Source organism: Streptomyces sp. NPDC031365, assembly GCF_055569765.1.
The window spans coordinates 61,168-77,886 of the sequence record NZ_JBVIIM010000036.1; the positions used below are offsets into that span (position 1 = coordinate 61,168).

A 16,719-nucleotide genomic window follows, 5' to 3' on the forward strand; every position below is an offset into this window, starting at 1 on the left:
CCACTTCACGCGTCCTACGACCTCACGTCGTCGACCGGCGTCTCCGCGCCCCCGGACGCCGTTCGCTCGGCCGTGTCACCGGGTCGCCCGCGTCCAGCGCCGCCGCGCGGCGGCGGGTGCCGAAGTCGGCCAGGGCCTCCGCCAGCTTGTGGACCGACGGCTCGGGCGCCATCACGTCCACCCGCAGGCCGTGTTCCTCCGCCGTCTTCGCCGTCGCCGGGCCGATGCAGGCGATCACCGTGACGTTGTGCGGCTTGCCCGCGATGCCGACCAGGTTCCGTACCGTCGACGACGACGTGAACAGCACCGCGTCGAATCCGCCGCCCTTGATCGCCTCACGGGTCTCCGCCGGGGGCGGCGACGCGCGGACCGTGCGGTAGGCGGTCACGTCGTCGACCTCCCAGCCCAGCTCGATCAGACCGGCGACCAGGGTCTCCGTGGCGATGTCGGCGCGCGGCAGGAAGACGCGGTCGATCGGGTCGAAGACCGGGTCGTACGGGGGCCAGTCCTCCACCAGACCGCGGGCCGACTGCTCGCCGCTCGGCACGAGGTCCGGCCGTACGCCGAAGTCGATCAGGGCCTGGGCCGTCTGCTCACCCACCGCCGCGACCTTGATGCCCGCGAAGGCACGCGCGTCGAGCCCGTACTCCTCGAACTTCTCCCGCACCGCCTTGACGGCGTTGACGGATGTGAAGGCGATCCACTCGTAGCGGCCCGTCACCAGGCCCTTGACCGCGCGCTCCATCTGCTGGGGCGTACGCGGCGGCTCGACGGCGATCGTCGGCACCTCGTGCGGCACGGCACCGTAGGACCGCAGCTGGTCGGAGAGCGACGCCGCCTGCTCCTTCGTGCGCGGGACGAGCACCTTCCAGCCGAACAGCGGCTTGGACTCGAACCACGCCAGCCGGTCGCGCTGGGCGGGTGCGGAACGCTCACCGACCACGGCTATCACCGGGCGGCCGGCCTCCGGGGAGGGCAGCACCTTCGCCTGCTTCAACGTCTGCGCGATCGTGCCGAGCGTCGCCGTCCAGGTGCGCTGCCGGGTCGTCGTACCGCCGACCGTCACCGTCATCGGGGTATCGGGCTTACGTCCGGCGGACACCAGTTCGCCGGCCGTGGCGGCCACGGAGTCCAGCGTGGCGGAGACGACCACCGTGCCGTCCGACGCCCCTACCTCCGTCCAGCACCGCTCGGACGCCGTACGCGCGTCGACGAACCGCACGTCCGTGCCCTGGGCGTCACGCAGCGGCACACCGGCGTACGCGGGCACGCCGACCGCGGCCGCGATACCGGGGACGACCTCGAACGGCACCCCGGCCGAGGCGCACGCCAGCATCTCCCCGGCGGCATAGGCGTCGAGCCCGGGATCACCGGACACCGCACGCACGACCCGCCTGCCGCCCCGTGCGGCCTCCATGACAAGATGTGCGGCATCCCTCATCGCGGGGGCACCGGCGGAAGTTGACGCGCCGTCAACGACTGTCAGCTGGGGCGTGCCCGTGCCCGGAACCGACTGATCGGCCTCCGTGTGCACCTCGGCGACGCCCTGCCTGGCGTGTTGGCGTACGACGTCGAGCACGTCGTCCTCGGCGACGAGGACGTCCGCGTTCGCCAGCGCCTCCACGGCGCGCAGAGTCAGCAGTCCCGGATCCCCGGGTCCGGCACCGAGGAAGGTGACGTGCCCGTGTTCGGGAGGGGTGGGAAGAGTGGTGGGGCTCAAAGTGCTCGCTCCCCCATCAGACCGGCCGCGCCCTGCGCGAGCATCTCGGCGGCGAGTTCGCGACCGAGCGCCATCGCCGCCTCGTACGTCTCGGGCACGGGACCGGTGGTGGACAGCTGCACCAGCGTGGCACCGTCGGTCGAGCCGACGACGCCGCGCAGGCGCATTTCCTTGACGATCTGCCCGTCGCTCAAGAGGTCGGCCAGCGCCCCCACAGGTGCGCTGCAACCGGCCTCCAGGGCGGCGAGCAGTGACCGCTCGGCCGTCACGGCGGCCCGCGTGAGCGGGTCGTCGAGTTCGGCGAGCGCGGCGATGAGTTCCGCGTTGTCCGCGACGGTCTCGACCGCCAGTGCCCCCTGGCCGGGGGCGGGCAAAATCGTGTTGACCGACAGGAAGTCGGTCACCTCGTCACTGCGTCCGACCCGGTTCAGCCCGGCGGCGGCCAGCACCACGGCATCCAGTTCGCCCTTACGGACGTACCCGATACGGGTGTCGACGTTGCCCCGGATCGGGACGGTCTCGAAGTCCATGCCGTGGCTGCGCGCGTACGCGTTCAGCTGCGCCATGCGGCGCGGCGAACCGGTGCCGACGCGGGCGCCCCGCGGCAGGTCGGTGAGCTTCAGCGCGTCCCGCGTGACCATCACGTCGCGCGGGTCCTCGCGCACCGGAATGGCCGCCACCACCAGCTCGTCGGGCTGCGTGGTCGGCAGGTCCTTCAGCGAGTGCACCGCGAAGTCCACCTCGCCGCGCACCAGCGCCTCCCGCAGCGCGGCGACGAACACACCCGTGCCGCCGATCTGCGCGAGATGTTCGCGCGAGACGTCGCCGTACGTGGTGATCTCGACGAGCTCGACGGGCCGTCCGGTCACCTGGCTCACGGCATCCGCCACCTGCCCGGACTGGGCCATGGCGAGCTTGCTGCGCCTGGTCCCCAGCCTCAGTGCCTTCTCAGTCATCCCGGCCCTCGGTTTCTTGCGTTCTGCTTCTCGGTGCTTTCCTCGGCGCGGGAGACGGAGGCCACCGTCTCGGGCTCGAGGTCGAACAGGGTGCGCAGCGCGTCGGCGTACCCGGCGCCGCCGGGCTCGGCCGCGAGCTGCTTGACCCGTACCGTCGGGGCGTGCAGCAGCTTGTCGACCACCCGCCGCACGGTCTGGGTGATCTCCGCGCGGTGTCTGTCGTCCAGGCCGGGTAGCCGCCCCTCCAGACGGGCGATCTCTCCGGCCACCACGTCGGCCGCCATGGTGCGCAGGGCGACGACGGTCGGCGTGATGTGCGCCGCCCGCTGTGCCGCCCCGAACGCGGCGACCTCGTCGGAGACGATACGCCGGACCTGGTCCACATCGGCAGCCATCGGAGCGTCCGCAGAGGCATCCGCAAGCGATTCGATATCGACCAGCCGCACGCCGGCCAGCCGGTGCGCGGCCGCGTCGATGTCGCGCGGCATCGCGAGGTCCAGCAGGAAGAGCACGGGCTCCGGGCGCGGCGGCTCGGCCACCGGCTCCGGGCGGCGGCGCTCGGGGATCCGGCCGGCCGTGGACGCTGTCGCGGCCAGCGCGCCGATCAGTTCGGCGTCGGCCTCGGGGCCGCTGCGGCCGGCCGCGCGGCGGTCGACGGTCGTGCCCGCGGCCCAGGTGGCGTGCTGCTCCAGCGTCGCCGCGTCCATACCGGCGACGGCGGCCTCGCCCATCACGGAGAAGCCGGGCTGTACGGCGGACAGGTCGAGCGGGCAGCCCTCGTCGGTGCCGACGGAGGTGGGCGGCAAGGGGGCCCGCCCGGCCCCGTCGTCGAGGTCGTCGAGGTCGACGACGACCCGCTGCTCGCCGGTACGGCTCTCGACACCCGCCGCGACCGCGTCGGCCGTGAGGACCAGTCCCGTCGCACCGGTGCAGGAGACGACGACATCTGCACGTGTCAGCTCGAACGGCACCGACGTCATCGGTACCGCGCGGGCCAGCACGTCCGTGTCATCGCCCTCGGTCAGGATCTGGGCGAGCCGCTCGGCGCGGTCGGGCGTGCGGTTGGCGACGACGATCTCGGCGACACCGGCCCGCGCGAGCGTGGCCGCGGCCAGCGAGGACATCGAACCGGCACCAATGACCAGGGCCTTCTTGGCGCGGGCCCAGTGCTCGACGGGCCTGCCGAGGGCGAGCTGCTCCAGGCCGAAGGTGACCAGGGACTGCCCGGCGCGGTCGATCCCGGTCTCGGAGTGGGCGCGCTTGCCGACCCGCAGCGCCTGCTGGAACAGGTCGTTCAGCAGACGTCCTGCGGTGTGCGTCTCCTGGGCCCGGGCGAGCGAGTCCTTGATCTGGCCGAGGACCTGCCCCTCACCCACGACCATCGAGTCCAGCCCGCAGGCCACCGAGAACAGATGGTGGACGGCCCGGTCCTCGTAGTGCACATAGAGATAAGGAGTGAGCTCCTCCAGGCCGACCCCGCTGTGCTGGGCGAGCAGCGTGGACAGCTCGGTGACACCGGCGTGGAACTTGTCCACGTCGGCGTACAGCTCGATGCGGTTGCAGGTGGCGAGGACCGCTCCCTCGGCGGCGGGCTCCGCGGCCAGGGTGTCCTGCAGCAGCTTGGTCTGCGCGTCCACGCCCAGCGAGGCCCGCTCCAGCACGCTGACCGGCGCGCTGCGGTGACTCAGTCCGACGACCAGGAGACTCATGCCGGCATCACGGCGGGTACGTCCCCGTCGGGCCCCTGGTCAGTGGCGGAGTTCTTGCGCGCGGGGGCGGGGGCAGCCGCGGGGGCAGCGGCGGCGGAGATGCCGGCCGCGGCCTCCTCGCCGGCCTTGCGCTGCTCGTGGAAGGCGAGGATCTGCAGCTCGATGGAGAGGTCCACCTTGCGCACGTCGACGCCGTCCGGAACGGTCAGCACGGTCGGCGCGAAGTTCAGGATGGAGGTGACCCCGGCGGCCACGAGCCGGTCGCAGACCGGCTGGGCGGCACCGGCGGGAGTCGCGATCACACCGATCGACACTCCGTTGTCCTGGATGATCGACTCGAGCTCGTCGCTGTGCTGCACCGGGATGCCGGCCACGGGCTTTCCGGCCATCGCCGGATCGGCGTCGATCAGCGCGGCGACGCGGAAACCGCGGGAGGCGAAGCCGCCGTAGTTGGCGAGCGCGGCGCCGAGGTTGCCGATTCCGACGATCACAACCGGCCAGTCCTGGGTCAGGCCGAGTTCACGGGAGATCTGGTACACGAGATACTCGACGTCGTAGCCGACGCCCCGGGTCCCGTACGAGCCCAGGTAGGAGAAGTCCTTGCGCAGCTTCGCGGAGTTGACCCCCGCGGCGGCCGCCAGCTCCTCCGAGGAGACCGTGGGCACCGAACGCTCGGAGAGCGCGGTGAGGGCGCGGAGGTACAGCGGAAGCCTGGCGACGGTGGCCTCGGGAATCCCTCGGCTACGGGTCGCCGGTCGGTGAGTTCGGCCAGTTGCCACGGTGCTCCTGCGGGTAGAGCGGGGCTTCAGGCGGTCATACGTCAGGTCATACGTCTCCGGACCGCCCCGTCGGAAGCAGGCTATGTCTTTGTGAACGCGTGCACAAAGATGGTGTCCGATTTGCCCGGCCAACGTGACCGGGGTCACGCAACCCCGTCGCACCTGCGGGGAACCGGCGCGCGAGCGCCGCTGTTCCTTTTCTTTCGGGGGCAAAACCGCACACTCTCCTCTGTGAATCCCGCCCCCGAGACCAAGTCACCATCGATCCTAAGCGACTTTCCGCCAGTTTGGACTGGCCGGTCAGTCACCGAGCGCCTTGCGGAGGCGGTCCTCGTTCACCCGCCAGAAGGTGTGCTGGCTGCCGTCGACGAGGACCACGGGGATCTGCTCCCAGTACCTGTCGTGCAGCTCCTGGTCCTGGGTGATGTCCTTCTGTTCCCACGGAACGCCGAGCTCTCCGCACACCTTCTCCACCACCACCTGTGCGTCGTCACACAGATGACAGCCGGGCTTGCGGACGAGGGTGACGAGCCGGTCCCGTGGGGCGGCCGGGGTGTTGCGGCGGAAGAGGGGACTCATACGGGCCATTGTCGCCCGGCTCCTTAACGACACGGACGCGGAGAGTTCACGACGTTCGTACCTCTCAGCTCCGGAACATCCGGACCGACTGGCTATGCTCACGCCATGGCCGCTCTCGGATGGCTCACTCCCCGTAGGCGCTCCGCCACGGCGCGGAGCGTGTTGGCAGGCGAGGCCTCGGCTGAGGCAGCACGCAAGTCCACCCAGGACGTTCTCGAACGTGAACCGGAGTTCCCGGTACCCGGTGACGAACGGGCCGCGGCGTTCTTCGACCTGGACAACACGGTGATGCAGGGCGCCGCCCTGTTCCACTTCGGGCGCGGACTCTACAAGCGGAAGTTCTTCGAGACACGCGAGCTCGCGCGGTTCGCCTGGCAGCAGGCGTGGTTCCGGCTGGCCGGGGTGGAAGACCCCGAGCACATGCAGGAGGCCCGCGACTCGGCACTCTCCATCGTCCAGGGCCACCGCGTCTCCGAGCTGCAGTCCATCGGCGAGGAGATCTACGACGAGTACATGGCCGAGCGGATCTGGCCGGGGACCCGCGCTCTGGCCCAGGCGCACCTCGACGCGGGGCAGCGGGTGTGGCTGGTCACCGCTGCACCGGTGGAGATCGCCCAGGTGATCGCACGCCGGCTGGGGCTGACCGGGGCGCTGGGCACGGTCGCCGAGTCGGTCGACGGCGTGTACACGGGCAAACTGGTGGGCGAACCGCTGCACGGCCCGGCCAAGGCGGAGGCGGTACGCGCCCTGGCACTGGCGGAGGAACTGGACCTGGGCCGCTGCGCGGCGTACAGCGACTCGCACAACGACATCCCGATGCTGTCACTGGTGGGCCACCCGTACGCGATCAACCCGGACTCCAAGCTCCGCAAGCACGCCCGCCGCATGGACTGGCGCCTGCGCGACTACCGCACCGGCCGCAAGGCGGCCAAGGTCGGCATCCCCGCCGCAGCCGGTGTCGGCGCGGTGGCCGGCGGCACAGCGGCAGCCATCGCCCTGCACCGAAAGCGCCGCTGACTCTCCGCAGTCACCGACGGTCCCGCCCGCGCAGCCGCGGGCTGTCGCGTCCCCCAGTGCCTCAAAGGCCTGGGGAGTGCCCGTTCACCGGGTCAACACCGCGCACCTCGCCCCCATACAACCCCACCGGTGACCGACCCCGACCACATCCCCCACCCCGCCCACCAACACGCCCAATCCGGCCGCCGTACCCTTCCGACCCCCCTGTCCAGTCACGTTGGCTGCACACGGCCACAACTCGCCCCATCCTCACCTCGAATACGAAACCTTCCGATCAACGACCGTTCAACACACCACACTTGAACGGACACCAACCGGTTACGGAAGCGACGTAATCGACAGTTTGGGCAACTCGGTGTAGCAGAGCCTTCACGAAGCGTTATTCTCCTCAGACGCAATCCGGGACCAACCCGTCGCTACGACGGGTGAACGGCCCCGCACTGCACGTACTGCACGTGATCGAAGCTCTGCCTCTGGGAGTCCCGTGTACCCACATGTCGGGGTTGACGCCTCGGGCCTGGCTACGCTGCGCGCAACCGTCGCGACAGCCCGAGACATACTGCGCGCCGTCGTCCCCACCGCGCACACCGTCTCCGCATTCGCCACCGCCCCCGTCGGCCCGTGCTACGCCCTCGCCGACGGCACCGCCGCGGTCGGACGAGGGCGCTCCTCCGCCGGTGCCGGCACCACCACCCGCCGCCCCGCCGCCGACAGCGACAGTGCCCGGATGATGGACCTCGTGGAGCGCGCCCAGGCCGGCGAGGCCGAGGCGTTCGGACGGCTCTACGGCCAGTACAGCGACACCGTGTACCGGTACATCTACTACCGGGTCGGCGGGAAGGCGACCGCCGAGGACCTCACCAGCGAGACCTTCCTGCGGGCACTGCGCCGCATCGGCACCTTCACCTGGCAGGGGCGCGACTTCGGCGCCTGGCTGGTGACCATCGCCCGCAACCTCGTCGCCGACCACTTCAAGTCCAGCCGCTTCCGCCTCGAGGTCACCACCGGGGAGATGCTCGACGCCAACGAGGTCGAGCGCTCCCCCGAGGATTCCGTTCTCGAGTCCCTGTCCAACGCCGCCCTCCTCGATGCCGTACGACGGCTCAACCCCCAGCAGCAGGAGTGCGTCACGCTCCGATTCCTCCATGGCCTGTCCGTCGCCGAGACCGCACGTGTGATGGGCAAGAACGAGGGCGCGATCAAAACCCTCCAGTACCGGGCCGTTCGCACCCTCGCCCGGCTCCTCCCGGACGATGCCCGCTGACCACGGCCCACCCGCCGCCCGAGACACGTTCCGCGATGCTCAACTCACTTTACGTGAAACTCGGTTGGCTTCCCCATTCGGTCATCCGGTATCCGTAACCCAAGTGCCGCGCCGCTCGTTGTGCGGGATACAGGCTCCCTGTGGTTACCCCCTGACCGCCTCTGATCACCCGATCGTGTGGCCTTGGTCGGGGCCGGGAACCCTCAGGACCCCCTGGGGAGTCGACCGTCATGACGAGAGGAGGTGCCGCCAGTGATCGCGAACGTATCGGCGCACCGGCGGGCGAACGCCTTCGCCCAGGCCCTGGACGAGCAGTCCGACCGGGGCACGGCGGCCGAGCAGTCCGAAGGACCGGCACCGGCACCGGCCGCCGGAGACCGCGAGCAGGCACGACTGCTCGCGCTGGCCTCCGGCCTCGGCGCACTGCCCAAGCCGGAACTGGACCCCGAGGTCAAGGCCGTCCAGCGGGCCCAGTTGGTGGCCGCGTTCGAGGCCATGCTCCAGGAGGGCACCGCTGCGGGCGAGGCGGCGGATCAGGCCGTACCCGAACAGCGGTCGCGCCGGGCGAAGGGCACACACCGGGCGACCCCCCTGGGCAAGCTGCGACCACGATCGCGGCTGGCCAAAGGACTCACCGCCGGTGGACTCACCGTCGGCGTCGCCGCCGGCGCCTTCGGCGGAGTCGCCGCCGCCAGCTCCGACGCCCTGCCGGGCGACTCCCTCTACGGACTCAAACGCGGCATCGAGGACGTGAAACTCGGCCTCACCGACGGGAGCGACGAGCGAGGCCGGGTCTACCTCGACCACGCCTCCACCCGCCTCGGCGAAGCCCGCAGACTCATGGAGCGCGGCCGCAGCGGCCCCCTCGACCACGAGTCGCTCGGTGAGGTCCGCCGCGCCCTCTCCGGCATGCGGCACGACGCCTCCGAGGGGCACCGGCTACTGCGCGAGGCCTACGAGCGGGACCCCGACTCCCTGGGCCCCATGCAGGCGCTCTCCTCCTTCTCGCAGGCACACCGCGCGACCTGGGGCACCCTGCGCGACAGGCTGCCGGTCCAGCTCGGAGACGTCAGTGAGCAGGTCTCGTCGGTGTTCGACGCCATAGACGAAGACGTCGCCCCGCTGAAGTCCCTGCTCCCCCAGCACCCGAGCGACAAGACCCGCGACGGGACCCGGCACAGCGGCTCCGAGTCCGCACCGGGGGACGCACCCGGGACAGGCCCTTCGCAGTCCCCCGGCAGCGGCGACGGCAGCTCCCGCGAGAGCGGCTCCGACAGCGCCGACCCGTCCGGTTCCACCGGCCCCGACCGTGAGAGCGAGGGACTGCTCGGCGGCAACACCGGCGGCCTGCTCGACCCGCCCAGGGAAAGCGGCCCCGCCACGTCGCCGCCACCCACGGGCTCCCTCACCCAGCCCCCCGCCCCCGACGTCACCCTTCCCCCGCTCCTGCCCGGCCTCCTGCCGGGCCTGGGCATCAACGCCGAGAACGCGGAAAACGCGGAATAGGACCGGGGGCGCCCCTCACGACGAGGGGCGCCCCCGAGACGTAGGGGTGTGCGGGCCCCTAGAAGAACACCGACCTGCGCTGCACGAGAAGCTTGTACAGCGTGTGCTGGATCTGCTCCCGGACCTGGTCGGTCAGGTTGAACATCAGCATCGGGTCCTCGGCCGCCTCCGGTGGATAGCCGTCCGTCGGAATCGGCTCACCGAACTGGATCGTCCACTTCGTCGGCAGCGGAACCGCACCCAGCGGCCCGAGCCATGGAAACGTCGGCGTCAGCGGGAAGTACGGAAAGCCCAGCAGCCGGGCCAGCGTCTTCGCGTTGCCGATCATCGGGTAGATCTCCTCCGCCCCGACGATCGAGCACGGAATGATCGGGGCACCCTGTCGCAGCGCGGTGGACACGAACCCGCCACGCCCGAACCGCTGCAGCTTGTACCGCTCACCGAAGGGCTTCCCGATGCCCTTGAATCCCTCCGGCATCACCCCCACCAGCTCCCCCTGCGCGAGCAGTCGCTCGGCGTCCTCCGCGCAGGCCAGGGTGTGCCCGAGCTTGCGGGCCAGTTCGTTGACCACCGGCAGCATGAACACCAGGTCCGCCGCGAGCAGCCGCAGATGCCGGTCGGCCGGATGGTGGTCGTGGACGGCGACCTGCATCATCAGGCCGTCCACCGGCACCGTCCCGGAATGGTTGGCGACGATCAGGGCGCCGCCCTCCGACGGGATGTTCTCGACACCCTTGACCTCGACACGGAAGTACTTCTCGTACACCGGACGCAGCAGGGACATCAGGACCTGGTCGGTGAGCTCCCCGTCGTAGCCGAAGTCGTCGACCTCGTAGTCCCCGGTGAGCCGGCGGCGCAGAAAGGCCAGACCTCTCGCGACCCGCCGCTCCAGGCCCCCGTCGCCGGCGCCCTCGGCGGCCGGCTCCTGGGACTGCTCGTCCTCACCGGTCACCGGATCATCTTCCGGCACGGACGCCATGCCCGGCAGTGACTGGACCTCCCCGACCGCCGCGGGCTGCCCGCCGCCCGGGCGCCGGCTCCCCGCACCACGACGGCGCGACGGCCGCTGCGCGCCGCCCCCACGGGAGCGGTGGTCGTCGTCGAACGGAATGACCTTGGCGTCCGCCATCGTTGCTGCGCTCCTCAGTTGGCGCTCTGCGTAGGGGATTGACCGCTGTCCGGCACGGACAGCGCGGCGATCCGGTCGACGGCCCTCGCGAGGGCCTCCGGCGGAATCAGCCCGGGACCACGACTGCGGACGAAGTCCGTGAACGTTTCGGCAGTCGAGTACTTCGGGGTGAAACCCAGCGTCTCCCGCATCTGGTCCGTCGCCACCACCCGCCCGTGCGTCAGCAGCCGGATCTGCTCGGGCGAGAAGTCCGTCACCCCCAGCGTACGCACCAGCGAGCCCGCCCAGGTGACGGCGGGAAGCAGCAGCGGCACCGTGGGCCTGCCCAGCCGCCGCGAGCACTGCGAGAGCAGCAGCACACCGTCGCCGGCAATGTTGAAGGTGCCGCTGTTGAGCGTGCCCCGCCTGGGTTCGTGCGAGCCGATCCGCAGCACCTCGATCACGTCGTCCTCGTGCACGAACTGCAGCCGGGGGTCGTAGCCGAACACGGTCGGCAGCACCGGCAGCGAGAAGTACGAGGCGAGCGGGGTGTCCGCGGCCGGGCCGAGGATGTTGGCGAACCTCAGCACGCATACGGCGACATCCGGGCGGCGGCGCGCGAAGCCCCGCACATAGCCCTCGACCTCTACCGTGTCCTTCACGAAACCGCCGCTGGGCAGCGACTTCGGCGGAGTCGTCTCGCTGAAGACCGCCGGATCGCGGGGTGCCGAGCCGTAGACGTTCGTACTGGACTTCACGACCAGCCGTTTGATGCTCGGAGACTTCTGGCAGGCACCCAGCAACTGCATGGTGCCGATGACGTTGGTCTCCTTGAGCGCGGTCCGGCCGCCGCTGCCGAGCGGCATCCCCGTGACGTCGAGGTGCACGACCGTGTCGGCACCCGACTCGGCGAGCACCCGCGCGATGGCGGGCTGACGGATGTCCGCCTGGACGAAGTCGGCGCCGCCCAGGTGGTGCTCGGGCGGAACCGCGTCCACGCCGACGACCCGGTCCACCTCGGGATCACGCTGGATCCGCCGGACGAAACGGCCCCCCAGCTGACGGGCCACCCCGGTCACGAGCACGACCTTTCCCAAGATCAGCGCCTTCCTCTCGCCCTGCTCCCGACGGCCAACCTATCGGGTCAGCGTCGCTCTGTGGTACCGGCCTGATACTTGAAGTGACGACAGCCCCGTGCGTACGCACCCTGGACCGACACGAGAACGAGTGCCCCGTCCGCGCGGACCACGCTCCCGGACCCACGCACGGCAGTGGCCCCCCACCGAATCGCGGTGGAGGGCCACTGGACACGCTTTCGCGCCGTCGCCTACTTCTTGTTGCGACGCTGGACGCGCGTGCGCTTGAGCAGCTTGCGGTGCTTCTTCTTGGCCATCCGCTTGCGCCGCTTCTTGATAACAGAGCCCACGACTACCCTCGCTCACTTCTCATCACTCGGTGTTTGGGCGCCATGGGCCCACACGACCTACGAGGGGCTAGCCTACCCGCCCGAGCGCTGAGGTCGTAATCGAGGGAACCGGGGAGGCCCATGAGTGCCTTGTACGGGTCTCCCCGGCACGCCGTCAGGCGGTTTCCACCCCCACGTAGCTCTCGCGGAGGTACTCGTGAACCGCTTGCTCCGGGACGCGGAAGGACCGCCCCACCCGGATCGCGGGCAGATGACCGCTGTGCACCAGCCGGTACACGGTCATCTTCGACACTCGCATCACCGAGGCGACTTCCGCCACGGTAAGGAACTGAACCTCGTTCAGAGGCCTCTCGCCAGCTGCAGCCATGACACACCTGAACCTTCCGCACTCGACGGCCACCGGCTTCCCCTTCCGGTGACTCTTCGTCGTTGCGTGCTCACTCCCCAATGTAGGGGCGGGTGATGCGAGTGGGGAAGAGGTGCACCCATCGGCGGCCTACTGTGACAGACACGCTCGATTGAGTACGTAGCGGGCCAGCGGCAGGTAGTCATCCGACCGCACACCGTCATCAAGTGGAACGACGACGGAGACGGCCCCCTCGGCCTCCCCGACGAACAGGGCGGGGTCGTTCACATCGGCCGGCCCGACCGCCTCGAACCCCAGTTGACCTGCCCCGCAGGCCCAGCCGTGGTCTCCGATCACCAATTCCGGAAGCGGCCCGCCGGCGTCGGCCGCCGCGGCGAGCGCGGTCCGAACCGGGAGGGGGGAGTGCGTGTGCGCGCCGGGCTCACCACCGGAGCGCTGGGAGGTCGCACCCCGGACCAGCCCGACGCCTCGTACGTAGTCGAGGTTGTACGTGCGTAGACCGAACCGGGTCGTTATGTCGACACGACGACCCTTCGCCGGGGTGAGAACGGCACATCCCGCCGCCGACAAGCCGTCTGCCAGAGCGGCGTAGAAGCCGAGCAGCCGGTGCGGGTGACCGGTGCCGAGAAGGACCGGGGCACCACGCCCCGCGACCACCGCCAGCCGCTGCGCACAGGCGTCCAGGGCGGCGAGGGTGCGTTCGGGGTCGATCACATCGCGGCCCGAGGTGTGCCCCGGATCGGCCGGGACCCCGCACCTCTGCGCCATCAACGCGATCAGATCCCGTTCAGCCCATACCCGTTCGGGGTCCAGCCCGATCAGCAGGCGCGGATCGCGGGCCGCGAACAGCCGATAGCTCCGCAGGCTCTCCTCCCGGGTGGTGCCCACCACCCCGGCGAGCCGGGCAGCCAGCAGATGCGCACGAAGGCCGTCGGTGGTCAGCAGCACGGAAGCGATGGTGCGCGATACGGGCGCGCGGCGCGGCCGGAACGGCACGAACACCGCACGGTTGGCGTAACGCCCCTGGGTCGACGGCCCACCGACGGACCAGGCAGACACCTGCTCCTAGGGCAGCAGCCCTCGCAGCGGGAACACCGCACGCCGTGCCGCGCGGATCGCCTGGTCCAGACGGTCCGCGGGATCGTACCCCTCGTCCCACGCGGCCCAGGAGACCGGCCACCGCCCGTCCGTCATCCGCCGCGGCGCCGGCTGCCGGGTCCGGGCGTACACCTCCTGCCGCCAGCTCTCGGGAATCATCGTCGTCGGATCCACGGGCCGCTCGGCCGCGATGCCCACCAGATGCGTCCACGACCGCGGCACGACCTCCACCACCGCGTATCCACCGCCGCCCAACGCCACCCACCGCCCGTCGGCGTGCTCGTGCGCCAGCTCGTGGCAGGCCACCTGCACCGCCCGCTGCGCGTCCAGCGACACCGCCAGATGCGCCAGCGGATCCTCGAAATGCGTATCGGCCCCGTGCTGCGTCACCAGCACCTGGGGCCGGAAGTCAGCGATCAGCTCCGGCACGACCGAGTGGAACGCGCGCAGCCACCCGGCGTCCCCCGTCCCGGCCGGCAGCGCGACATTGACCGCGCCGCCCTCCGCGCTGTCCGCCCCCGTCTCCTCGGGCCACCCGGTCTGCGGAAAGAGGGTCCGTGGGTGTTCGTGCAGCGAGATCGTCAGCACCCGCGGGTCCTCCCAGAACGCCGCCTGCACCCCGTCCCCGTGATGCACGTCGACGTCGATGTACGCGACCCGCTCGGCCCCCAGCTCCAGCAGCCGGGCGATGGCCAGCGCCGCGTCGTTGTACACGCAGAAGCCGGAGGCGGCACCCGGCATGGCGTGGTGCAGCCCGCCCGCGAAGTTCACCGCGTGCAGCGCCTCCCCTCGCCACACGGCCTCCGCCGCGCCCACGGACTGCCCGGCGATCAGCGCCGACACCTCGTGCATCCCGGCGAACGCGGGATCGTCCACCGTGCCGAGCCCGTACGACTGGTCCGCCGACGCGGGGTCCGCCGACGCGGCCCGCACCGCCTCGATGTAGTCCTCCCGGTGGACAAGTCGCAGCGTCGACTCCCCGGCCGCCTTCGCGGCGACCACGTTCACCTCACGGTCCAGCCCGAGGGCACCGACCAGGCTCCGGGTCAGCGCGAGCCGGACCGGGTCCATCGGATGGTCCCGGCCGAAGTCATAGCCCGTTACTGCCTCGTCCCACATCAGCTGTGCGCGGCCGCTCATGCCCGCCACCGTATCGGTCCGGTTGGGGAGCGAACGACCGGGCGTACACGAGTGTCACCAGCACCAACACCATCGGCACAAGCATCGCCCCCCGATAGCTCCAGGCATCACCGAGCGCCCCGACCAAAGGCGAACCAATCAGAAAACCCACATAATTGAAGACATTCAGCCGTGCAACAGCCGCATCCGAAGCCCCTGGGCCGCCCCGCTCGGCTGCCCGCCGCCCCGCCGCCACGAAGGTCTGCGGCACCAGCACGCACAGCCCCAGGCCGAGCAGCGTGAACCCCAGCATCCCCGCCCGCGCACCCGGCGCCCCTGCCACCACGGCGAATCCCACCGCCGCCACCAGTGCCCCCGCGCGGACCACCGCCACGGCCCCGAAGCGCCGGACCCCGACATCCCCGACCGCCCGTCCCAGCAGCGTGGTGACCATATAGACGTTGTACGGAACGGTCGCCAGTTCCTCCGAACTCCCCAGCACGTCCTGGAGGTACTTCGCGCTCCAGTTGGAGACCGTCGAGTCGCCGATGTACGCCACCGTCATCACCAGACACAGCGGCAGCAGCCACTTCGGACCGACGGCCGCGCCGCCCTCCGCCCCGACGGTCGCCGCGGGCACCTCCTCGCGATGGTCCACGTACCACCGGCTCCCGGCCAACGCGGCCGGCAACAGCAACAGCACCACCGGCAGATATGACACCCACAGCTCCAGTTCGCCGTGCGCCCCCACCCACGCGAGAGACGCCCCGACGATCCCGCCCAGGCTGTACGCGGCATGGAAACCGAGCATGATGCTGCGCCCGTACGCCCGCTGCAGGCTCACCCCGAGCATGTTCATCGACGCGTCCAGCGCCCCCACAGCCAGCCCGAACGCGGCCAGCGCCACGCCCAGCAGGGCCATGTGCTCCCCCGCGCCCACTCCCAGCAGCGCCAGCAGCACGACGGGCTGGGACCACCGAAGCACCCGGCTCGGTGGAACCCTGTTCACCAGCCGCCCTGTCGTCACACTGCCGATGCCGGCCAGGATCGGAACGGCGGCGAGGAAGACGGGCAGCAGAGCGTCGGAGACCCCGTACCGGTCCTGGATGGCCGGGATTCGGGTGACGAGCAGAGCGAAGGCGACGCCCTGCACGAGAAAGCTGAACGCCAGCGAGGCCCTGCCGCGCCGCAGCACATCGGTCATGGCGGCGAGCGTAGGGCCCGGGGATACCGGTGGGTAGATCCGGTCAAAGATGAATCGGCCTCAGTTCTACTGGGCCAGTAGTGTGACCAACTCCCGCATGTCGCCGAAGAGTCGTGTGGCCGCGTCCAACCTCCCGGCCGGAGTCATCGCGGTGAACCCGTACACATCCATCCCGGCCGCCACCGCCGCCCGCACGCCCAGCGGACTGTCCTCGACAACCAGACACCGCTCGGCTGCCACACTCATCCGCTCGGCCGCGTGCAGGAACAGATCGGGTGCCGGCTTACCCCGCCCCACGTCCTGCGAGCTGAAGATCCGGTCGTCGTCGAACCACCGGTCGAGCCCTGTGGTGCGGTGCCCCACCCGGATCCGTTCGTGGCTCCCGGAGGACGCCACGCAGTACGGCACCCCGTCCGCGGCCAGCTTCTCCAGTACGTCCGCGGCCCCGGTGACCGGCTTCAGCTCCCGCTCGAACGCGGCGAAGACCCGGGCGTGGAACACATCGTCGAAGTCCGCCGGCAACCGCTGACCGGTCCGCTCCTCAACGAGATCGTGCACGCGATGCATGGCGGAGCCCATGTAGTCACGGATGGATTCCTCGTACGACGTCGGGTGGCCGAGTTCGGTGAGATAACCGGCCAGGAGCCGATTGGAGATCGGCTCGCTGTCGACGAGTACTCCGTCGTTGTCGAAGATGACGAGGCCATAGCGCATGCCTCGATGCTAAACGCAGAAAACCCCGCACCGAAAGGTGCGGGGTTTTCTTCAATATTTGTTCGGCGGCGTCCTACTCTCCCACAGGGTCCCCCCTGCAGTACCATCGGCGCTGTAAGGCTTAGCTTCCGGGTTCGGAATGTAACCGGGCGT

16 protein-coding genes and 1 rRNA gene are annotated in these 16,719 nt (G+C 70.5%); 3 read left to right on the forward strand and 14 right to left on the reverse strand.

Features of this window, described 5'->3' with window-relative positions:
- Positions 1-22: 22 nt before the first annotated feature.
- The 5 genes from ACZ5C2_RS34300 to ACZ5C2_RS34320 all read right to left on the reverse strand — a co-directional run bounded on the left by ACZ5C2_RS34300 (position 23) and on the right by ACZ5C2_RS34320 (position 5,752).
- The gene (locus tag ACZ5C2_RS34300; RefSeq protein WP_468800045.1) at positions 23-1,720 is read right to left on the reverse strand and encodes a bifunctional uroporphyrinogen-III C-methyltransferase/uroporphyrinogen-III synthase; all 1,698 of its coding nucleotides are present in this window, start codon (positions 1,718-1,720) and stop codon (positions 23-25) included.
- Complete coding sequence (gene hemC / locus ACZ5C2_RS34305) at positions 1,717-2,676, reverse strand: hydroxymethylbilane synthase (RefSeq protein ID WP_468800047.1); 960 nt, start codon at positions 2,674-2,676, stop codon at positions 1,717-1,719. The genes ACZ5C2_RS34300 and hemC overlap by 4 nt, the downstream gene beginning before the upstream one ends.
- Positions 2,673-4,385 (reverse strand): glutamyl-tRNA reductase, encoded by a 1,713-nt coding sequence (locus ACZ5C2_RS34310; protein WP_468800049.1) that lies wholly within the window; start codon positions 4,383-4,385, stop codon positions 2,673-2,675. The genes hemC and ACZ5C2_RS34310 overlap by 4 nt, the downstream gene beginning before the upstream one ends.
- Entirely contained in the window at positions 4,382-5,164 is a 783-nt protein-coding gene (locus tag ACZ5C2_RS34315) for a redox-sensing transcriptional repressor Rex (RefSeq protein ID WP_468800051.1), read from the reverse strand. Before ACZ5C2_RS34315 ends, ACZ5C2_RS34310 begins: the two co-directional genes overlap by 4 nt.
- 300 nt (positions 5,165-5,464) lie before the next feature.
- Complete coding sequence (locus ACZ5C2_RS34320; RefSeq protein WP_468800053.1) at positions 5,465-5,752, reverse strand: glutaredoxin family protein; 288 nt, start codon at positions 5,750-5,752, stop codon at positions 5,465-5,467.
- A 96-nt stretch (positions 5,753-5,848) separates the two neighbouring features.
- Between ACZ5C2_RS34320 and ACZ5C2_RS34325 the strand changes: the two genes are divergently transcribed.
- The 3 genes from ACZ5C2_RS34325 (at position 5,849) to ACZ5C2_RS34335 (ending at position 9,530) form a co-directional block, all read left to right on the forward strand.
- Entirely contained in the window at positions 5,849-6,760 is a 912-nt protein-coding gene (locus ACZ5C2_RS34325; protein WP_468800055.1) for an HAD family hydrolase, read from the forward strand.
- A gap of 484 nt (positions 6,761-7,244) precedes the next feature.
- Entirely contained in the window at positions 7,245-8,024 is a 780-nt protein-coding gene (locus tag ACZ5C2_RS34330) for an ECF subfamily RNA polymerase sigma factor, BldN family (protein WP_468800057.1), read from the forward strand.
- 252 nt (positions 8,025-8,276) lie between these two features.
- Positions 8,277-9,530 carry a DUF5667 domain-containing protein gene (locus tag ACZ5C2_RS34335; RefSeq protein WP_468800059.1) on the forward strand — a complete coding sequence of 418 codons (1,254 nt, stop codon included), beginning with the start codon at positions 8,277-8,279 and terminating at the stop codon, positions 9,528-9,530.
- A 58-nt stretch (positions 9,531-9,588) separates the two neighbouring features.
- Here ACZ5C2_RS34335 and ACZ5C2_RS34340 read toward each other — a convergent pair whose 3' ends face one another.
- From ACZ5C2_RS34340 to rrf, 9 genes are all read right to left on the reverse strand, one after another.
- Complete coding sequence (locus tag ACZ5C2_RS34340; RefSeq protein WP_468800061.1) at positions 9,589-10,659, reverse strand: lysophospholipid acyltransferase family protein; 1,071 nt, start codon at positions 10,657-10,659, stop codon at positions 9,589-9,591.
- 14 nt (positions 10,660-10,673) lie between these two features.
- Positions 10,674-11,735 (reverse strand): NAD-dependent epimerase/dehydratase family protein, encoded by a 1,062-nt coding sequence (locus ACZ5C2_RS34345; protein ID WP_468800063.1) that lies wholly within the window; start codon positions 11,733-11,735, stop codon positions 10,674-10,676.
- 230 nt (positions 11,736-11,965) lie between these two features.
- Positions 11,966-12,064, reverse strand: a complete 99-nt coding sequence (locus tag ACZ5C2_RS34350; protein WP_003948845.1) for a 30S ribosomal protein bS22 — start codon at positions 12,062-12,064, stop codon at positions 11,966-11,968.
- 154 nt (positions 12,065-12,218) lie between these two features.
- Positions 12,219-12,431, reverse strand: a complete 213-nt coding sequence (locus ACZ5C2_RS34355; protein WP_004984898.1) for a helix-turn-helix domain-containing protein — start codon at positions 12,429-12,431, stop codon at positions 12,219-12,221.
- A 129-nt stretch (positions 12,432-12,560) separates the two neighbouring features.
- Positions 12,561-13,376: a phosphatase gene (locus ACZ5C2_RS34360; RefSeq protein ID WP_468800079.1), complete on the reverse strand. Its 816-nt coding sequence runs from the start codon at positions 13,374-13,376 to the stop codon at positions 12,561-12,563.
- Positions 13,377-13,496: 120 nt separating this feature from the next.
- Entirely contained in the window at positions 13,497-14,669 is a 1,173-nt protein-coding gene (locus tag ACZ5C2_RS34365) for an acetoin utilization protein AcuC (RefSeq protein WP_468800065.1), read from the reverse strand.
- Positions 14,620-15,852, reverse strand: coding sequence for an MFS transporter (locus tag ACZ5C2_RS34370; RefSeq protein ID WP_468800067.1), 1,233 nt, complete (start codon positions 15,850-15,852; stop codon positions 14,620-14,622). The genes ACZ5C2_RS34365 and ACZ5C2_RS34370 overlap by 50 nt, the downstream gene beginning before the upstream one ends.
- Before the next feature lie 66 nt (positions 15,853-15,918).
- The gene (locus tag ACZ5C2_RS34375; protein ID WP_468800069.1) at positions 15,919-16,566 is read right to left on the reverse strand and encodes an HAD family hydrolase; all 648 of its coding nucleotides are present in this window, start codon (positions 16,564-16,566) and stop codon (positions 15,919-15,921) included.
- A gap of 60 nt (positions 16,567-16,626) precedes the next feature.
- Positions 16,627-16,719 (reverse strand): 5S ribosomal RNA (gene rrf / locus ACZ5C2_RS34380); the annotation flags it as partial.